General features: G+C 63.1%; 11 protein-coding genes. 7 read left to right on the top strand and 4 right to left on the bottom strand.

Annotated elements, in window-relative coordinates; genetic code table 11:
- Nucleotide 1: 1 nt before the first annotated feature.
- The 3 genes from lspA to olsB all read left to right on the top strand — a co-directional run bounded on the left by lspA (nt 2) and on the right by olsB (nt 3,844).
- The gene (gene lspA, locus JYU29_RS00495; protein WP_213984174.1) at nt 2–502 is read left to right on the top strand and encodes a signal peptidase II; all 501 of its coding nucleotides are present in this window, start codon (nt 2–4) and stop codon (nt 500–502) included.
- Nucleotides 503–608: 106 nt separating this feature from the next.
- Nucleotides 609–2,864, top strand: coding sequence for a response regulator (locus tag JYU29_RS00490; protein ID WP_347879826.1), 2,256 nt, complete (start codon nt 609–611; stop codon nt 2,862–2,864).
- Nucleotides 2,865–3,046: 182 nt separating this feature from the next.
- Nucleotides 3,047–3,844: a l-ornithine N(alpha)-acyltransferase gene (olsB, locus tag JYU29_RS00485; protein ID WP_250157219.1), complete on the top strand. Its 798-nt coding sequence runs from the start codon at nt 3,047–3,049 to the stop codon at nt 3,842–3,844.
- 23 nt (nt 3,845–3,867) lie between these two features.
- Here the strand turns inward: olsB and JYU29_RS00480 are convergent, their stop codons facing one another.
- A complete protein-coding gene (locus JYU29_RS00480; RefSeq protein WP_213982837.1) occupies nt 3,868–4,950 on the bottom strand; it encodes an endonuclease/exonuclease/phosphatase family protein in 1,083 nt (360 codons plus the stop codon).
- Between the two features lie 113 nt (nt 4,951–5,063).
- The gene (locus tag JYU29_RS00475; RefSeq protein ID WP_213982836.1) at nt 5,064–7,349 is read right to left on the bottom strand and encodes an NADP-dependent malic enzyme; all 2,286 of its coding nucleotides are present in this window, start codon (nt 7,347–7,349) and stop codon (nt 5,064–5,066) included.
- Between the two features lie 161 nt (nt 7,350–7,510).
- Here JYU29_RS00475 and mutS point away from each other — a divergent pair, with 161 nt between their 5' ends.
- On the top strand, nt 7,511–10,156 hold the full coding sequence (gene mutS / locus JYU29_RS00470; protein ID WP_213984172.1) for a DNA mismatch repair protein MutS: 2,646 nt from the start codon (nt 7,511–7,513) through the stop codon (nt 10,154–10,156).
- Nucleotides 10,157–10,179: 23 nt separating this feature from the next.
- Here mutS and JYU29_RS00465 read toward each other — a convergent pair whose 3' ends face one another.
- Entirely contained in the window at nt 10,180–11,154 is a 975-nt protein-coding gene (locus tag JYU29_RS00465) for an alpha/beta hydrolase family protein (protein ID WP_213982835.1), read from the bottom strand.
- A gap of 172 nt (nt 11,155–11,326) precedes the next feature.
- On the opposite strand from JYU29_RS00465, the gene JYU29_RS00460 reads away from it, so the two are divergent.
- A complete protein-coding gene (locus tag JYU29_RS00460; protein ID WP_250157121.1) occupies nt 11,327–11,929 on the top strand; it encodes a TetR/AcrR family transcriptional regulator in 603 nt (200 codons plus the stop codon).
- A gap of 38 nt (nt 11,930–11,967) precedes the next feature.
- On the opposite strand, the gene JYU29_RS00455 is transcribed toward JYU29_RS00460, so the two are convergent.
- The gene (locus tag JYU29_RS00455) at nt 11,968–13,227 is read right to left on the bottom strand and encodes an Hsp70 family protein (protein WP_213982833.1); all 1,260 of its coding nucleotides are present in this window, start codon (nt 13,225–13,227) and stop codon (nt 11,968–11,970) included.
- A gap of 151 nt (nt 13,228–13,378) precedes the next feature.
- Between JYU29_RS00455 and JYU29_RS00450 the strand changes: the two genes are divergently transcribed.
- Together JYU29_RS00450 and murJ are read left to right on the top strand one after the other, a co-directional pair.
- Complete coding sequence (locus JYU29_RS00450; protein ID WP_213982832.1) at nt 13,379–16,174, top strand: [protein-PII] uridylyltransferase; 2,796 nt, start codon at nt 13,379–13,381, stop codon at nt 16,172–16,174.
- Nucleotides 16,175–16,204: 30 nt separating this feature from the next.
- Complete coding sequence (gene murJ, locus JYU29_RS00445; RefSeq protein WP_213982831.1) at nt 16,205–17,770, top strand: murein biosynthesis integral membrane protein MurJ; 1,566 nt, start codon at nt 16,205–16,207, stop codon at nt 17,768–17,770.
- Nucleotides 17,771–17,851: the final 81 nt, after the last annotated feature.

Genomic DNA, 17,851 nt, shown 5'->3' with positions numbered 1-17,851 from the left:
CCTGCGTTCTTTCCTCGTTTACGGCCTGATCGCCGCTTTTGCCGTTCTGCTCGACCAAGTGGTCAAGGAGTGGGTCGAGATCGATATGGCCATGTATCAGCAGGTCGACCTGCTGCCCTTCTTTTCGCTGTTTCGCACGAACAATACCGGCATCGCCTTTTCCATGTTCTCGACGCTGGGCGCCCCGGCGCTCGTTGCGCTGACCTTAGGCGTCGTGGCGCTGGTGCTTTATCTGAGCTGGCGCACCGCACCGCATCAGACCGCCGCCCGGCTCGGCTTTGCGCTGATCATCGGCGGCGCGATCGGCAATCTGATCGATCGCGTGACGCTCGGCCATGTGATCGACTACTTCCTGTTTCATACGCCCACCTGGTCGTTCGCGGTGTTCAACCTCGCCGATGCGTTCATCACAATCGGTGCCGGGCTGGTGGTTTTGCAGGAAGTGCTCGACTGGCGGCGTGACAAGGGGACGGTGAAGACCGCCTCCGATCAGGACAGCTGACGGGCGGCATGTGACCCAATTGCCGGTGTTTTCTTCTTTTAAAGTTTGACGAAAGCTTCCAAAGCTTCCTCAACAAGGCAGCTGCTAATCTTCGGGAATGGTGGCTGTGTTGAAGACCAGATGGACGCAGGATGCACAAACCCGTCGTCACATGCGTGACCGCGATCCAGACACCGTGCCCTTGAACAAGCCGACGTCCGGCCTGTATTGGTCGCTGCCGGTCTGGCTGCCATGGCTTTGGCTTGGCTTGATGCTGGCCACGCTGGTGCTCGGCGGGCTCGCTTACATCAGCGGCGCGCCGGTTTTCCTTCCCATCGCCTTGTGCATCCTGTTTGTCATCAAGCTGGCGGTTTTCGCTTACGTACTGATGGCCCATCGCCGTACCATGCAAAGCAGCACCGCGACGCTCAATCGTCGGCAATGGGAAATCGAGTCGCTGTCAGGCAAGATGTGGGCCTTGCAGGAAAGCGAGGAGCGCCTGCGCGGTCTCCTCGATGCACTGGGCGATCTTGTTGTTCAACGCGATGGCGACGGCCGCATCCTTTACGCCAATGACGGGCTCGGTGTTCTCTTGAACCGCGACCCGGACACGTTGGCCGGCGAACGGCTGGTCGATCTCGGTGTCGATATAAGTCTGGTTCCGGATGCCGCTTTCGTGGAAGGCGAGTGTCTGAGCTCCACCGATGTGGCGATACAGACGCCGAATGGCCTGCGCTGGTTTTCTTGGATCGAGCATTCCATGCGCGATCCCGCCAATGGCGTGGTGACCCATCGCGCGATCGCCCGCGACATCACCGCCAGAAAGCGGGCGGAAACGGAAGCCATCGCCGCACGCGAACGGGCGGAAGATGCCAACCAGGCGAAATCGCGCTTCCTTGCAACCGTCAGCCATGAAATCCGCACGCCGATGAACGGCATCATCGGCATGGCCAAGCTGCTTGCTGATACCAATCTTTCGCCGGAGCAACAGACCTATGTCGGCGCCGTATCGACATCCGGCGAGCATCTGCTGACCTTGATCGAAGACCTTCTCGATTATTCCAAGATCGAGGCGGGACGATTCGAAATCGAGTTTCAGAAGGTTTCGCCGCGCGAGTTGAGCGAGAATGTCGTGGAACTTCTCGCTGCGCGCGCTTACGCCAAGAATATCGGCCTTGGGGTCCGGGTTGCGCCGGAGGTTCCGACCTTGATATCGACCGATCCCGGTCGTTTGCGCCAGGTTCTGATCAACCTGATCGGCAATGCCGTGAAATTCACCGAAATGGGCGGCGTTCTGGTGGATGTATCGGTGACCGAAGATGGCGACCGACCGGTGATCGCCTTTGGCGTGCGCGATACGGGCCCAGGCCTCGCGCAAACCGACGCAGCCCGCATCTTCGGCGAATTCGAACAAGGCGACGGCACAACGACGCGTCGTTACGGGGGGGCCGGTCTTGGCCTGGCGATCTCCAAGCGCATCGTCGAGGCGATGCAGGGAACGATCGGCGTTGCCGCCGCTCCCGCCGAAGGGGCTGTGTTTCGCGTGACGCTGCCGCTCGATGCGCAAAGCGAGCCATCGGGCAGAACAACGGCGCTTGCCGGATGCCGCGCAATGATCCTGTCCGATCTCGGCATCGAGATGGAAGCGCTGGCAACCACGATCCGCGACCACGGCGGCCAGGCCATGATTGCCGACACCGTTGAAGACGCGGCTTTATGCCGGCACTGCAACGTGATCCTCGTTGATGCGCGCCTTGAAGATGGTGATGGCAGCTGCATCAAGGCCCTGCGCGCCGCCGGCATGACAAGCATCCCCGCCATAACCCTGATCGCGCCCGACAATCGCGGACGGCTGCCGCGCCTACATGAGCAGGGTTACGCGCATTTTCTGGCGCGCCCGGTACGCACGGAAACGGTTTTACGCGTGCTTCTTGCAGCGCTCGATGCGACCGCAGCACCCGACCAGCCGAAAGCCTCGGAGCGCCAGCCACAGCCGCCGGCCAACCGCAGCCGGTCGATTCTGGTGGCCGAAGACAACGAGATCAACGCACTGCTGGCGCGTTCGGCTTTGGCCAAGGCCGGACACAGGGTGACTGTCGTGGGCAATGGGCGCGCGGCGGTCGATGCCGTCACGCAGGCAAGCGCGGGTGAAGCGCCGGACATCGTTTTGATGGACCTGCATATGCCGGTCATGGACGGGCTCGATGCCATCGCCATGATCCGCAAGCATGAAGAAGAAAAGGGCGTGCAGCCCGTGCCGATCATCGTGCTTTCGGCCGATGGACAGGAAAAAACCCGCCACCATGTTCTGGCCCATGGCGCGACCGGCTTTGTGGCCAAGCCGCTCGATCCCGCCACTTTGCTGAACGCCGTGGAAGCCTAAAAACAGCCGGCTCACCTCAGCCGGACAAGCCGGCTTGAATCAGCGGGTCGCTTTCGTGTCACCATCATGTGATATTCACCGCGTATCCGATCGACAGGGTCCACGGAGATTAGATGATGAATCACGTGACGTTCGCGTTCGACACAAACCGCTTCGAAACAGGCCATGCGGGCTTGGCGCCCATGACCGCGACCTTAATGCCCCTGGGCAAGATCGGTTCGCTGGAAGCGCGGCTGGCGACGAGCGAAGCGGAAATAGAGGCGGCGCAGAAGCTGCGTTTCAGCGTCTTCTACGAGGAACTCGGCGCCACGCGGCAGACGGCCCATCGCCTCGACCAGCGTGATGCAGACCGCTTCGACAGCATCTGCGATCATCTGCTTGTGTTCGACACGGCGCTGCCCGGACCAAGCGCGAACCAGATCGTGGGCTGTTATCGCCTGCTGCGCCAGGAAACCGCTGATGCGACCGGCGGCTTTTATTCGGCGGACGAATTCGAGTTCAACACACTCGTCGCCCGCCATCCCACGCTCAACTTTCTTGAACTCGGCCGCTCCTGCGTTTTGCCGGCTTATCGCTCCAAGCGCACGATCGAGCTTCTGTGGCAGGCGATCTGGGCTTACGTGAAGCATCACGGCATCGACGTGATGGCCGGTTGCGCATCATTCCACGGCACGATCCCTGCGGCCCATGCCGAAGCCCTGTCCTTCCTTGCGCATCACTGCACGGGTGAAGGTGATTGGGCGGTGCGGGCGGTGGCCGAGCGCTTTGCGCCGATGGACCTGATGCCGGCCGAGGCGATCAATGCCAAGGCGGCGCTCGCAGCCATGCCCCCGCTCGTGAAGGGCTATCTCAGGCTCGGCGCCAAGTTCGGCGAGGGATGCGTGATCGACCACGATTTCGGCACGACGGACGTGTTCGTGGTTCTGCCCGTGAGCGCGATCTCGGAACGCTACATCACCTATTACGGCGGCGGCGCGTAACGGATTCAATCACGACGCGGGAGTTACTTCTCCCAGTCGGTCCCGATCGGTTCATCGTCGCGCTCATCGGCTTCCTGAACCAGGGTGCGGGCGCGATCGATGTCGGAGTCGGCCGCTTCATCCGGACCGCTCGACGCTTCCGGATCATGGCAAAGAACGAGATCGAACTGCACCGGGAAGTGATCGGACCCGCCCGGTTCGAGACGCTGCATGTCGACCAGACGAAAATGCGCTGAATGGAACAGATGATCCAGCGGCCAGCGCATGAACCAGTAGCGGGCATCGAAGCTGTTGATCATGCGGCGGCCGATGCGCGGATCGAGCAGACGGCTGATGCGGCGGAAGCGGCGGGTCGTCTTTGACCAGGCGACATCGTTGAGGTCGCCCGTCACAATTACCGGCCCGCGCTCGTCGCGGATTTTCAAGGAGATCAGCGCCGTTTCGCCATCGCGCCCTTCCGTGCCGCGATGCGGCACCGGCGGCTCGGGATGGATGGAATACAGGCGAAAGCGCAGGGTCTTGTCCAGCACCACGGTGGCAAAGATCGACGGCACGCCTTCGGTGAGAAGATCCTGCACGGAGACGTCGTCCAGCCTGAACTTGGACATCATCGCCATGCCATAGGAATTCTCCTGTGCCCGGTCGACGCGGTGAGGAAAGCGGTCGAGCACCGAAGCCAGTCCGTCGAGCCAGTCGTCGTCGACCTCCATCAGGAGGAGAATGTCGGGATCGGCCTGTTCGATCATGCGGATATGCGCCGCGTAATCGCGGTTCGACATCTTCACATTGGATGCAACGAGGCGAAAACGCTGACCGTGATCGACGGCAGGATCGAAATGCTTGGATTCCTTGCGCCAAAGCCGCGTGAACTCGGCGATGAACCAGGCCTGGAACAGGGCGATCGCGCTGAACGTGACCACGAAGAACCAGCGATCGAACAACAAGCCGCCCGACGCAAGCGACAGAACCAGACAGGCGAGAGCCACGATGAGGATCTGTTGCCTGGGAAATTCGCCCATGCGCACGAAGCCATGCGCGATGGGCAAAAACGGTATGACGGTGATCGCCACGAGAAGAACGGCAAGCACCGTTTGCGCAATCAGCATTGACTGGCTTCATCCTTTTGCAGGGCAACACTCAGGCCCTTCGAGATGCCGATATAGGGCGGCACCTCTTATCGGCGATGGCAGATCTGTTGATGCTTGCGCGAACGCTCCGATCAGGAAATCGCGTTATAGGCCGCAATGGCCGCCATGTTGACGAGATCGGCGTCACGCGCGTTCAAGGGCACGATCTGCACCGGCTTGTTCAAACCGACCAGCAGCGGGCCGATCACCGTGGATCCGCCAAGCTCCTGCAACATCTTGGTCGCGATCGACGCCGAGTGGAACGCTGGCATCACCAACACATTGGCCGGACCCGACAAACGGCAGAACGGATATTGCGCCATCGCCTTGGGGTTGAGTGCGACATCGGCAGCCATCTCGCCATCATATTCGAAATCGACGCGACGCTTGTCGAGGATTTTCACGGCTTCCTGCACCCGCTCGGAGCGCTCGCCCTGCGGATGGCCGAAGGTGGAATAAGCGAGCAGCGCTACACGCGGCTCATAGCCCATGCGCCGCGCAAAGCCGGCGGCTTCTTCCGCAATATCGGCGATCTCGACGGCGTTCGGCATGTCATGCACCGCCGTATCCGCCACGATCACCGTGCGCCCGCGTGACAGAACGATGGAAGCGCCGATCACGCGGTGACCGGGACGCGCGTCGATGACGTTGCGCACATCTTCCAGCACGGTGGAATAGTTGCGCGTGACGCCCGTCACCATTGCATCGGCATCGCCCAGCGCCACCATGGTCGCGCCGAAGTAGTTGCGGTCGTTGTTGATGAGACGCTGGCAATCGCGCTGCAGGAAGCCGCGCCGCTGCAGGCGCTCATAGAGATAATCGGCGTAAAAGGCGTTGCGGCGCGACAGGCGGGCATTGATGATCTCGAGATCGGGCTTGTTGAGATCCACACCGGCATTAGCGGCATTTTCGCGGATCACGTCATCGCGGCCGATCAGGATCGCGGTGCCGAGCCCCTGGTTCACGTAAGACACGGCCGCACGCATGACCTGCTCTTCCTCGCCCTCGGCAAACACCACGCGTTTGGGCTTGCGCCGCACGCTGTCGGTGATGCGCTGCAGCGTGGACGCGATCGGATCGCGACGCGCCGACAATTGCTGGCGGTAGCGTTCGAGATCGGCGATCGGCTTGCCGGCAACGCCGCTGTCCATCGCAGCCTTCGCGACCGCCACCGGAATGGCGGAGATCAGGCGCGGATCGAACGGAACGGGGATGATGTAGTTCGGCCCAAAGCGCGGGCGCGATCCCTGATAGGCGGCGGCGACTTCGTCCGGCACGTCCTCGCGCGCCAGCTCGGCCAGCGCTTGGGCGGCCGCGACCTTCATGTCGTCGTTGATCGTGGTGGCCCGCACGTCCAGCGCGCCGCGGAAGATATAGGGGAAGCCGAGCACGTTGTTGACCTGGTTCGGATAATCCGAACGGCCCGTCGCCATGATCGCATCGGTGCGGATCTCGGCCACTTCTTCCGGCGTGATTTCCGGATCGGGATTGGCCATGGCGAAGATGATCGGGTTCTTGGCCATCGACTGCACCATGGCCGGCGTCAACGCGCCCTTGGCCGACAGGCCGAAGAAGATGTCGGCGCCATCCAGCGCTTCGGCGAGCGTGCGCTTGTCGGTGGGTGCCGCATGGGCCGATTTCCACTGGTTCATGCCTTCGGTGCGGCCCTGGTAGACCACCCCCTTGGTGTCGCACAGGATGACGTTTTCAGGCGTGAAGCCGAGCGATTTCACCAGTTCGATACAGGCGATGCCGGCGGCCCCCGCGCCGTTGCAAACAAGCTTGGCCGACTTCATGTCGCGGCCGGTGATATGAAGCGCGTTGATCAGACCCGCGGTGGCGATGATCGCCGTCCCGTGCTGGTCGTCATGAAAAACGGGAATGTCCATCAGCTCGCGCAGCTTCTGCTCGATGATGAAGCATTCCGGCGCCTTGATGTCTTCGAGGTTGATGCCGCCGAAGGAGGGGCCGAGATAGCGCACGGCGTTGATGAACTGGTCGGCGTCTTCCGTATCGACTTCGAGGTCGATCGAATCCACATCGGCAAAGCGCTTGAACAGCACCGACTTGCCTTCCATCACCGGCTTGGAGGCCAATGCGCCGAGATTGCCGAGGCCGAGGATCGCCGTGCCGTTGGAGATCACGGCCACCATGTTGCCCTTGGTGGTGTAGTCGAACGCCTTCGAGGGGTCTTCGGCGATCGCCTTTACCGGCACCGCGACGCCCGGCGAATAAGCGAGGCTCAGATCGCGCTGCGTCGCCATCGGCTTGGTTGGGCTGATTTCCAGCTTGCCGGGACGGCCGCGGGCGTGGAAATCCAGCGCTTCCTGCGGGCTGACGGAGGGGCCTGTCGGCTCGTTGCGATCCTTGGGTGCCATGCTTCGTTCCCCTTCGTCTTATGTCTTCTTGTGGAGCATTCGGGATTAAGACTCCCAATCCCCGGCGTAAAGGCCGAAAACTCGCCCCAGCTTTGCCGAGGCCCGCTTTGAACGCCCAGACACCGATCGACAAGACCAGCATCCAGCCGGCGGCGACGCCGATGATGGAGCAGTACCATGCCATCAAGGCCGCGAATCCGGATTCGCTGCTGTTTTACCGCATGGGCGATTTCTACGAGCTGTTCTTCGACGATGCGGTGATTGCAGCGGGCGTGCTCGGCATCGCGCTCACCAAGCGCGGCAAGCATCTGGGCGAAGACATCCCGATGTGCGGCGTGCCGATCCATGCGTCCGACGATTATCTGTCGAAGCTGATCGGGCGTGGTCATCGCGTGGCGGTGTGCGAGCAGATCGAGGATCCGGCGGAAGCCAAGAAGCGCGGCTCGAAATCGGTGGTGGCGCGTGACGTCGTGCGCCTGGTTACGCCCGGCACGATCACCGAAGAAAAGCTGCTTCCCCCCGGCGAAGCCAGCTACCTCATGGCGCTCGGCCGCGCCAAGGGAGCGGAAACACCCTATGCGCTAGCCTGGATCGACATTTCCACCGGCGCCTTCACCGTGATGGACACGACGGCCGATCGGCTTTTGGCCGACGTCCTGCGCATCGAGCCGCGCGAACTGATCATACCCGAGCCCGTGTTCCACGATCCCGAACTTCGCGCCACCTTCGACGTGCTTGGGCGCATCGCCAATCCGCAGCCGGCCAGCCAGTTCGACGGCGCGGCCGCCGAAGGACGCATCACGCGTTATTACGATGTCGCGACGCTGGACGGGTTCGGCTCGTTCTCGCGTCCTGCCCTGTCGGCCATCGCCGGCGCGATCGCTTATGTCGAAAAGACGCAAAAGGCCGAGCGTCCGCCGCTTGCGCGTCCCGTTCGCGAAGATGGCGGGGCGGCGGTGTTCATCGACCCGGCCACGCGCGGCAGTCTCGAACTCACGCGCACGCAGAACGGAGCTCGCGACGGCAGTCTGATCGCGGCGATCGACCGAACGGTGACGGGCGCCGGCGCGCGGTTGCTGGCAGAACGGCTGACGGCACCTCTAACGGATGCCGACGCGATCAATGCGCGGCTCGATTCCGTGTCCTTCTTCTGCGCCGAAGGGCGTTTGGCCGAGACGCTGCGGCTGGCGCTGCGCGACGTGCCGGATCTCATGCGCGCTCTGACGCGGCTGGCGCTGCATCGCGGCGGACCGCGCGATCTCGGCGCGATCGGCTCCGGCCTCAAGGCCGCGCAAGCCATCGCCGAACTGATGGGCCGGGCCACGCTGCCGGCTGAGCTGGGCGGCGCGGTGGTTGCGCTGCATGCCCTGCCCGCAACCGTTGCCGAAAGCCTTGCCGCAGCGCTCGACGACAGTTTGCCGCTTCTCAAGCGCGACGGCGGTTTTGTCGCCAAAGGCCACCATGTCGAGCTCGACGAGATGCGCGCGCTCGCCACCGAATCCCGCCAGGTGATCGCGGCCATGGAGCGCGACCTGTGCGAGGAAACCGGCATCCGCTCGCTGAAGATCCGGCACAACAATGTGCTCGGCTATTATATCGAGGTCTCGGCCGGCAATTCCGATGCGCTGACCAGTACGCCGGAAGCCAAGGCGCGCTTCATTCATCGCCAGACCATGGCGAACGCCATGCGTTTCACCACCACCGAACTCGCCGGTCTCGAAACAAAGATCGCCAACGCCGCCGACCGCGCGCTGACGATCGAGCTTGGCCTTTTCGACGCGCTCGTCGCGCTTGTGGTGGAGCACGCCGAAGCGATCCGGCAAGCGGCAGCTGCGCTGGCCGTGCTGGATGTTTCGGCAGCGCTCGCAGCTCTCGCGGCAGGGGAAAGCTACAACCGCCCGCATGTCGACGACAGCCTCGACTTCTGCATCGAAGGTGGCCGTCATCCCGTGGTGGAACAGGCGCTGAGGCGGCAGAATGCGCCGGCTTTCGTGATGAACGATTGCGATCTGTCTCCGGACAAGGCCGGCCAATCCGGCAAGATCTGGTTGCTCACCGGCCCCAACATGGGCGGTAAATCGACCTTCCTGCGCCAGAACGCGCTGATTGCCCTGATGGCGCAGATGGGCGCCTTTGTGCCGGCGCGCTCGGCACGGATCGGCGTTGTGGACCGCCTGTTTTCCCGCGTCGGCGCGTCCGACGATCTGGCGCGCGGCCGCTCGACCTTCATGGTGGAAATGGTGGAAACCGCCGCCATTCTCAACCAGGCCGGACAACACGCGCTGGTGATCCTGGACGAGATCGGACGCGGCACCGCGACCTTCGACGGTCTGTCGATCGCCTGGGCGGCGGTGGAATATCTGCACGAAAAGAACCGCTGCCGGGCGCTGTTTGCCACCCACTTCCATGAAATGACGGCGCTTTCCCAGAAACTCTCGCGCCTCGCAAACGTCACCATGCGCGTCAAGGAATGGGACGGCGAGGTCGTGTTTCTGCATGAAGTCGGCAAGGGTGCGGCCGACCGCTCCTATGGCGTGCAGGTCGCCCGTCTCGCCGGCCTGCCCTCTTCCGTCGTGGAACGCGCCCGCGCCGTTCTCGCCCAGCTCGAAGCCGGCGCAACATCGGGCAAGGCCACCAAGCTCGTCGACGACCTGCCCTTGTTCAGCGCCGCGATGCGCGAACCGCCGAAACCGGCTGCGGTGGACGCGCTGCGGGAAGGGTTGAGCACGATCAACCCGGATGATCTCAGCCCACGTGAAGCGCTGGAGGCGCTGTATCGGCTGAAGGGGCTGGCGGGGGAGAAGTAACCCTCGCCCGCTCAGCCGCCGCATCAGCTCGACTTGCTGTCCACCCGGCCAAGCTCGCCGGCCGGACCGGCAAGGGCTGCAACCGCGTTGGCCCAGGCCGGATCGTCCTTGTAGAGCGCGGACCGCAGATAGGCCCATGTCAGCCGCCGTGTGGCTTCGAGACGATCCGGATCCTCGTCGTCGGCTTCCTTGGCGTCATAGCCGGCAACCCCGCCCAGCCCGTGCTTGGCGCCGAACAGCGTCAGCAGACTGTCTGCGCCGGGAGCATGGTAAAAGGCGTCGGCATGCCAATCGGCACCACGCACGGTCAGATGCGGGCTGACATCCTCGTCGCCGTACACGACGAGCGTTTGCGTGGTCAGATGGGTATAGTCCGGATTGAGCGCGGTGTAGTTTTCGGCCGCGAAGTCGTTGAGATCCTTGCCGCCATTGCCCGGTGCCGCCAGAAGCACGCCCGCCTTGATGCGCGGCTCGATCACGTCGACATCGCGGTCAGCCTCTATCTTGCTGTCGGTCAGCCGCGCGCCCAGGAGCATGGCCGCGGTCTGGCCGCCCAGGGAATGCCCGGCAACAGCGATCCGGTCATGGTCGAGCCGACCTGCAAGAACGGGGATCATGTTCTCGAGCGTGTCGAGCTGATCGAGGATCAACTTCATTTCCTCGACACGCGTCCGCCAGAAGAGCGGCGCTCCGGGTGCGTCGGACGGCAGGCCTGCAACCTTGGAATTGGCATGGGTCGGCTGGATAACGGCGAAACCCCGCTCCGCCCAGAAGTTTGCGAGCGGACCATAACCGTCCTTCGACGGCAAATAGAGCGACGGACCGTGACCATGCGAAAGCAGGATGATCGGCAGCTTGTCGCCCGAAGCCGGAGCCGTGATCCGCAGTTCGAGCGGCATGCCACGCTTGGGCGCAGGTAAGGCAACGGGGCTGAAGGAGATTGTCATGGCAGGATCTGCGACAGGGATATGCCGCGCTTTGTCGATCAGGTTGTTCATGGATCTGGTCCGTCGATTGGAGGTGGCGTAACCGGCGCCATTCGCTTACATCGGATAAGCGGAACGCGCTTCCGGTTAAAGCGATATACGGAACCATGTTCCGCTTATCAAGAGCGTGCGGAAAAGTTTTGCCCTTCATCAGGCACGGCTTCACGGAACGATGGAGATGATCATGGAGCAGGACACGGAACCAAAGCGTCGCGTGCGGGCCGATGCGCTGCGCAACGAGGATGCCGTGCTGGAAGCTGCGAAAGCGGTTTTCGCCGAGATGGGCGTGGATGCACCGGCGCGAGAGATCGCGCTGAAAGCCGGCGTAGGCGTCGGCACGCTTTATCGGCGCTTTCCCAACCGGGCCGATCTGGTTGCGAGCGTGTTTCGGCGCGAGGTCGACGCTTGCGCTGCCGAGGCCGCAAAGCTGCTCGACGCCTACAAGCCCGCAGACGCGCTGGAGCGTTGGCTGCACCGCTACGCTGCCTTTCTGGCAACCAAGAAAGGCCTGGCCGCAGCGCTTCACTCCGGCGACTCGGCGTTCGAAACGCTGCCGGCTTATTTCAGGGCCAACTTCGAGCCGGCGCTTGCTTCATTGCTGGAAAGAGCAGCACAGGCCGGCGAGATCCGCGATGACCTGCAGGCCTATGACCTCTTGCGCGCGATCGGCAATCTGTCGACTGCCGGCGGCGATGATGGCGCAGCACATGCCAGACGCATGCTCGACCTTCTGATCGACGGCATGCGGCGCGGGGCAAAGGCTTCAGGCTCGCAAGACGCGGATTGATCTTGCCGGCTAGATAATCGCTTGGAAGTTCCGAGCCCTCAAGCGCTGAACTTCCGATCCGCATCCACTGCCAGGCCCATTCCCACGCTGCCGAATCGGTCGCCCTGCACCGCCCGCGCGTTCGGGAAGAGCTGCATCACGCTGTCGCGCAACAGCGGCACGGCCGTTGAGCCGCCGGTGAGGAACAGCGTGTCGATGCGCTCGGGCGTCAAACCGGCATCGGCGAGCGTCTTGGTGATTGTGTCGGTGATGCGCCCGATCGGCGGGGTGATGGCCGCGTCGAGGCCGGCGCGGGTGAAGGGAACGCGCAGCGTTTCATCCATCAGGCGCATTTCGAGCGCGGTGTCGTCGGTGTCGGTGAGGGCGATCTTGGCGCTTTCGACCCTGGCTGCGAGCGCATGGCCCTGACGGTTCTCCACGATGTCGATCAGGCGATCGACCTTGTGCTGCTCGGCTGCTTCATAGCGGATCTGGCGCAGTGTGTTCATGGCGCGTGCGGTGTAAAGCAGGTTGATGCGCTGCCAGGTCGCGAGATCGTAATAGGTGCCGACCGGCAGTTCGCGACGGCCATCTTTGGTGAGCGTCTTCATGCCAAGCTCGGGCATGACATGGGCAACCGAGGCCAGACGGTCGAGATCGGTGCCGCCGATATGCACGCCGGTGTTGGCGAGAATGTCTTCGCGCCGATCGGTGGCCTGCGCGCGCTCAGGTGACACGCGCACGATCGAAAAGTCGGATGTGCCGCCGCCGATATCGACGATCAGCGCCAGTTCCTCGCGATCAACGGTGCGCTCGTAGTCGAGTGCTGCCGCGATCGGCTCGTATTGGAATTCGATATGCTTGAAGCCGCGCTGTTCGGCGGCCTTTTGCAGCTCGTCCTGTGCGCGGCGGTCGGCGGCCTCATCCTCGTCCACGAAATGCACGGGGCGGCCGAGCACGACATGCTCCACGGCCGTGCCGCGCGCGGTGTCCAGCGCCTGCTTAAGGTGGTCGAGAAAGGCGCCGATGATGTCGGTGAAAGCAAGGTTCTGCGCTTTGACGCGCGTTTTTTCGTTGATCAGCGACGTGCCGAGCACGCTCTTCAAGGCGCGCAGCAAGCGGCCTTCGACATTCTCTGTGTAATCGGCGATGGCGCGGCGGCCGAAATAGGTCCCGTTGTCCTCGAAGTTGAAGAATACGGCCGAGGGAATGGTGAGGTGTTCGCCTTCCACCGGCACCAGACGCGGCGCGCCGCCTTCAACAAAGCCGACGGTCGAGTTGGACGTGCCGAAATCGATGCCACCGCTGATCGGTTTCATGTTTGTCTTCCTCGAACAGAAAAGGGGTTTTGAAAAACGGAAGGGCGCGCCTACACGAAGCGCACCCCTTTTGTCGAGGTCCAAAACCGTCGATCAGCCTTCCCTTGAAGCGCGCCAGGGTTTACAGCGCGCGTGCAATGTTCGAGGCCGCATGACCCGCATTCCCCTGAAGCTAGAAGAGATGGTGGACGGCACGACGCTGCGCGGCCAACTGGAAGCGCTGGCTCGCGAGCCGGGCGATGCCGCGCAAATCCGCGTCGCCGTTGTGGCCGCGCTGCGCGAAACCATCAAGACCGGCAAGGCTCATGCGGAGCGGCTGCTGACCGAAGACGGCGGCGGCACGGCCTGTGCCCAGCGCATCTCGCACCTCATGGATGAGGTGATCCGTGCGCTGTATGATTTCGCCGCGACCCACATCTATCCGCGCATCAATCCATCATCGGGCGAGCGCATGACGCTGGTGGCCGTCGGCGGCTACGGCCGCGGCACACTGGCGCCGGGCTCCGACATCGATCTCCTGTTTCTCCTGCCCTACAAGCAGACGCCCTGGGGCGAGCAGATCGCCGAGTATATTCTTTACGTGCTGTGGGATCTCGGCCTGAAGGTCGGCCACTCCACCCGCACGGTGGATGAATGCATCCGCCTGTCGCGCGCGGATATGACGATCCGCACCTCAATCCTGGAAGCGCGCTTCATCTGGGGCGAGGAGCCGCTTTACCTTGAACTGGTAGAGCGCTTCGACCGCGAGGTCGTGAAAGATACCGGACCGGAATTCATTGCCGCAAAGCTCGGCGAGCGCGACGAGCGCCACCGCAAATGGTTCGAAACGCGCTACCTCGTCGAGCCCAACGTCAAGGACGGCAAGGGGGGCCTGCGCGACCTTCATACGCTGTTTTGGATCGCCAAATATTTCTACCGCGTGCGGACCGGCGAGGAGCTGGTGCGCAAGGGCGTGTTCACGCGCCGCGAATATCGCGCCTTCATCAAGGCCGAAGACTTTCTTTGGGCGGTGCGCTGCCACCTGCACTTCCTGACGAAGAAGCCGGAGGAGCGCCTGTATTTCGATGTACAGCGCGATATCGCCGAACGTCTCGGCTATGTCGCCCATCCCGGCCTGTCGGCGGTGGAGCGCTTCATGAAGCACTACTTCCTGATGGCGAAAACGGTGGGCGATCTCACGCGCATCTTTTGTTCGGCCCTGGAAGAAGAACAGGACAAGCAGGTCGAAGGCTTCAACCGCCTGTTCCACAGCTTCTCGCGCCGCCGCCGCAAGCTGCCCGGCACGAGCGACTTCGTGATCGACAACAATCGCATCACCATTGCCCGCGACGACGTGTTCAAGGACGATCCGGTCAACCTGATCCGGCTGTTCTGGTTCGCCGACCGGCACGGGCTGGAATATCATCCGGACGCGCTGCGGCTCGTGACGCGCTCGCTGCGGCTGGTGGACCGCAATCTCAGGCGCGATCCCGAGGCGAACCGCCTGTTTCTCGATCTCCTGACCTCGCATCACAATCCCGAGCTCAACCTTCTGCGGATGAACGAGGCGGGGCTGCTCGGCAAGATCATCCCGGATTTTGGCAAGATCGTCGCGATGATGCAGTTCAACATGTATCATCGCTACACCGTCGACGAGCATCTGCTGCATTGCGTGGGCGTGCTGGCCAGCATCGAGCAGGGCCACGAAAACGAACTTCATCCGCTGGTCAGCAAGCTGATGCCGGGCATGAAAGGGCAGCGCGAACTGCTCTACGTGACCGTGCTGCTGCATGACATCGCCAAGGGACGGCCGGAAGATCATTCGGAAGCCGGCGCCAAGATCGCACGCAAGCTATGCCCGACGATGGGCTTTTCGCCCGGCGACACGGACACGATCGCCTGGCTGATCGAGCATCACCTTCTGATGTCGATGACGGCGCAGACCCGCGATCTCAACGACCGCAAGACGATCGAGGATTTCGCAGCCGTCGTGCAATCGGTGGAGCGGCTGAAGCTTCTGACCGTGCTCACCGTGTGCGACATCCGCGGCGTGGGACCGGGCGTTTGGAACGGCTGGAAAGGCCAGCTGATCCGCACGCTCTACTATGAAACGGAATTGCTTCTCACCGGCGGCTTCTCCGAAACCACGCGCAGCGAGCGCGGCGCGGCCGGCCGCATCGCGCTGACCCGTGCGCTCAGCGACTGGCCGGACGCCGAAAGCGAGCGGCTGGTCGCGCTACATTACGACAATTACCTGATGACGGTGGATCTGGTGGATCAGGTCCGCCATGCCGCCTTTATCCGCGACACCGACAAGGCCGGACGGCGCCTCGCCACGATGGTGAAGCCGCGTGCAATGGAAGGCATTACCGAGATCACGGTTCTTGCGCCCGATCATCCGCGCCTCCTATCGGTAATCGCGGGCGCCTGCGCGGGTGCCGGCTGCAACATCGTGGACGCCCAGATCTTCACCACGGTGGATGGCCGCGCGCTCGATACGATCCTGATTGCCCGGGAATTCGACCGCGACGAAGACGAGGAACGGCGCGGAAAACGCGTCGGCACGCTGATCGAGGACGTGCTGTCGGGCAAAAGCTGGCTGCCGGAAATGATCGAAAAGCGCACCAAGCCCAAGCGCGGCCAGAAGGTGTTTCGCATCACGCCGCATGCCAGCTTGCGCAACACGCTGTCCAACCGCTTTTCGGTGATCGAGGTCGAAGGTCTCGACCGGCCCGGCCTGCTGTCGGAAATCACCGGTGCCCTGTCGGATCTGTCGCTCGACATCGCATCGGCGCATATCACCACCTTCGGCGAAAAGGTGATCGACACCTTCTACGTCAACGACCTGACCGGCCAGAAGATCGACAACCCGACCCGCATGGACATGATCCTGACGCGGCTGCGCGAGGTTCTCGAGAATGGAACGCGGCCTGCCCCTTCGCGCAACACGGCGCCCGAGAAAGCCTGACATGATCGCATCTTTCATCGGAGCGGCGGCATGAGCCTTGCCAAGAAGTTCGCGACGGTTGCTTCCGGCACGCTGATGAGCCGCGTGCTCGGCTTTACCCGTGAAATGCTGATGGCCGCAGCGCTCGGCACCGGACCTGTGGCCGACGCCTTCTACGCCGCCTTCCAGTTTCCCAACACCTTCCGCCGCTTGTTTGCGGAAGGCGCGTTCAATGCCGCCTTCGTGCCCTTGTTCGCCAAGGAGATCGAGCAGAACGGTCTCGACGGCGCGCGACGCTTTTCGGAAGAAGTGTTCGGCGTTCTGTTCACCGTGCTTCTGGTGGTCACGATCGCGATGGAACTGGCGATGCCGGTGCTGATCGCCACGATCGTTGCACCGGGCTTTGCCGATGATCCCGCCAAGTTCGCGCTGACCAAGTCGCTCGCCATCATCATGTTCCCTTATCTCGCCTGCATGTCGCTGGCGGCGATGATGGCTGGCATGCTGAACTCGCTGCGCCGCTATTTCGCTGCGGCCGTCGCCCCCGTTTTCCTCAACATCATCCTGATCGTGGTGCTCGCTGCGGGCTGGCAGCAAGGCTGGGATGCCAGCGCGATCGGCTATGGCCTGTCCTGGGGCGTGCTCGCCGCCGGCGTGGTGCAGCTCGCCATCGTCTGGGTCGCCGCGCGCATGGCCGGCATTCGGCTCGGTTTCACGCGGCCGAAGATGACGCCCAACGTCAAGCGCCTGCTGGTGCTGGCCCTGCCCGCAGCCATCACCGGCGGCATCACGCAGATCAACCAGCTGATCGGCACGGCCATCGCCTCGACGCAAAACAGCGCCGTGTCGAGCCTCGCTCTGGCCGACCGCGTTTATCAGCTGCCGCTCGGCGTCGTCGGCATCGCGGTCGCCATCGTGCTTCTGCCCGAACTGGCGCGCGCGCTGAAATCCGGGAACGATGCGGAAGCCACCAGCCTGCAGAACCGCTCCGTGGAGTTCAGCCTGTTTCTGACCCTGCCGGCCGCAGCCGGCCTGTTCGTTCTGGCCGAGCCTGTTGTGCGGGTGCTTTACGAACGCGGCCAGTTCGCCGCCAATGGCTCGACGCCGCTGGTGGCTGCCGTTCTGGCGATCTTTGCGCTGGGCCTGCCCGCCTTCGTGCTCATCAAGGCCTTCACGCCCGGTTATTTCGCCAGGGAAGACACCCGCACGCCGATGATCTTTGCGGCCATTTCGGTTGCACTCAACATCACCATCGCGCTCATCCTGTTTCCCCGCATCGGCGCGCCCGGCATCGCCACCGCATCGGCTGCCGCTGGCTGGCTGAATGTCGTCATGCTGCTCACCGTTCTCGTCCGGCGCGGTCACTGGCACAGCGATCGCGGTCTGGTGAAGCGCCTGCCGCGTCTTCTGGTCGCCACGCTCTTGATGGGTGCGGGCCTTTGGTATGGCCTTGACTGGTTCGGCGCGCAGCTCGCGCCCGACAGCGCCTTTATCGATCAGGCCTGGGCGCTCGGACTGCTGGTGATCGGCGGCGGCGTGATCTACATCCTCGCCGCCTTTGGTCTCGGCGGGGCCGATCTTGGCATCATCCGCCGCAGCATACGCCGCAAGGCCTGAGCGGAGCGGCGTTCATTCCGTGCCGCTGACCTGCAGTAGAATGCCCGCCTAATCTTACCCGATCGGCGAGAACAGGATTGC

This window comes from Tianweitania aestuarii (assembly GCF_018457165.1).
In the GTDB taxonomy this organism is placed as follows: domain Bacteria; phylum Pseudomonadota; class Alphaproteobacteria; order Rhizobiales; family Rhizobiaceae; genus Tianweitania; species Tianweitania aestuarii.
This window is presented reverse-complemented; position numbering and strand designations above follow the sequence as displayed.

Coding starts and splice junctions, on each gene's coding strand:
- olsB (WP_250157219.1), top strand. CDS start 3,047: ATGACCGCGACCTTAATGCCCCTGGGCAAGATCGGTTCGCTGGAAGCG.
- mutS (WP_213984172.1), top strand. CDS start 7,511: ATGATGGAGCAGTACCATGCCATCAAGGCCGCGAATCCGGATTCGCTG.
- JYU29_RS00465 (WP_213982835.1), bottom strand. CDS start 11,154: ATGAACAACCTGATCGACAAAGCGCGGCATATCCCTGTCGCAGATCCT.
- JYU29_RS00450 (WP_213982832.1), top strand. CDS start 13,379: ATGACCCGCATTCCCCTGAAGCTAGAAGAGATGGTGGACGGCACGACG.
- JYU29_RS00475 (WP_213982836.1), bottom strand. CDS start 7,349: ATGGCACCCAAGGATCGCAACGAGCCGACAGGCCCCTCCGTCAGCCCG.
- JYU29_RS00480 (WP_213982837.1), bottom strand. CDS start 4,950: ATGCTGATTGCGCAAACGGTGCTTGCCGTTCTTCTCGTGGCGATCACC.
- JYU29_RS00455 (WP_213982833.1), bottom strand. CDS start 13,227: ATGAAACCGATCAGCGGTGGCATCGATTTCGGCACGTCCAACTCGACC.
- JYU29_RS00460 (WP_250157121.1), top strand. CDS start 11,327: ATGGAGCAGGACACGGAACCAAAGCGTCGCGTGCGGGCCGATGCGCTG.
- murJ (WP_213982831.1), top strand. CDS start 16,205: ATGAGCCTTGCCAAGAAGTTCGCGACGGTTGCTTCCGGCACGCTGATG.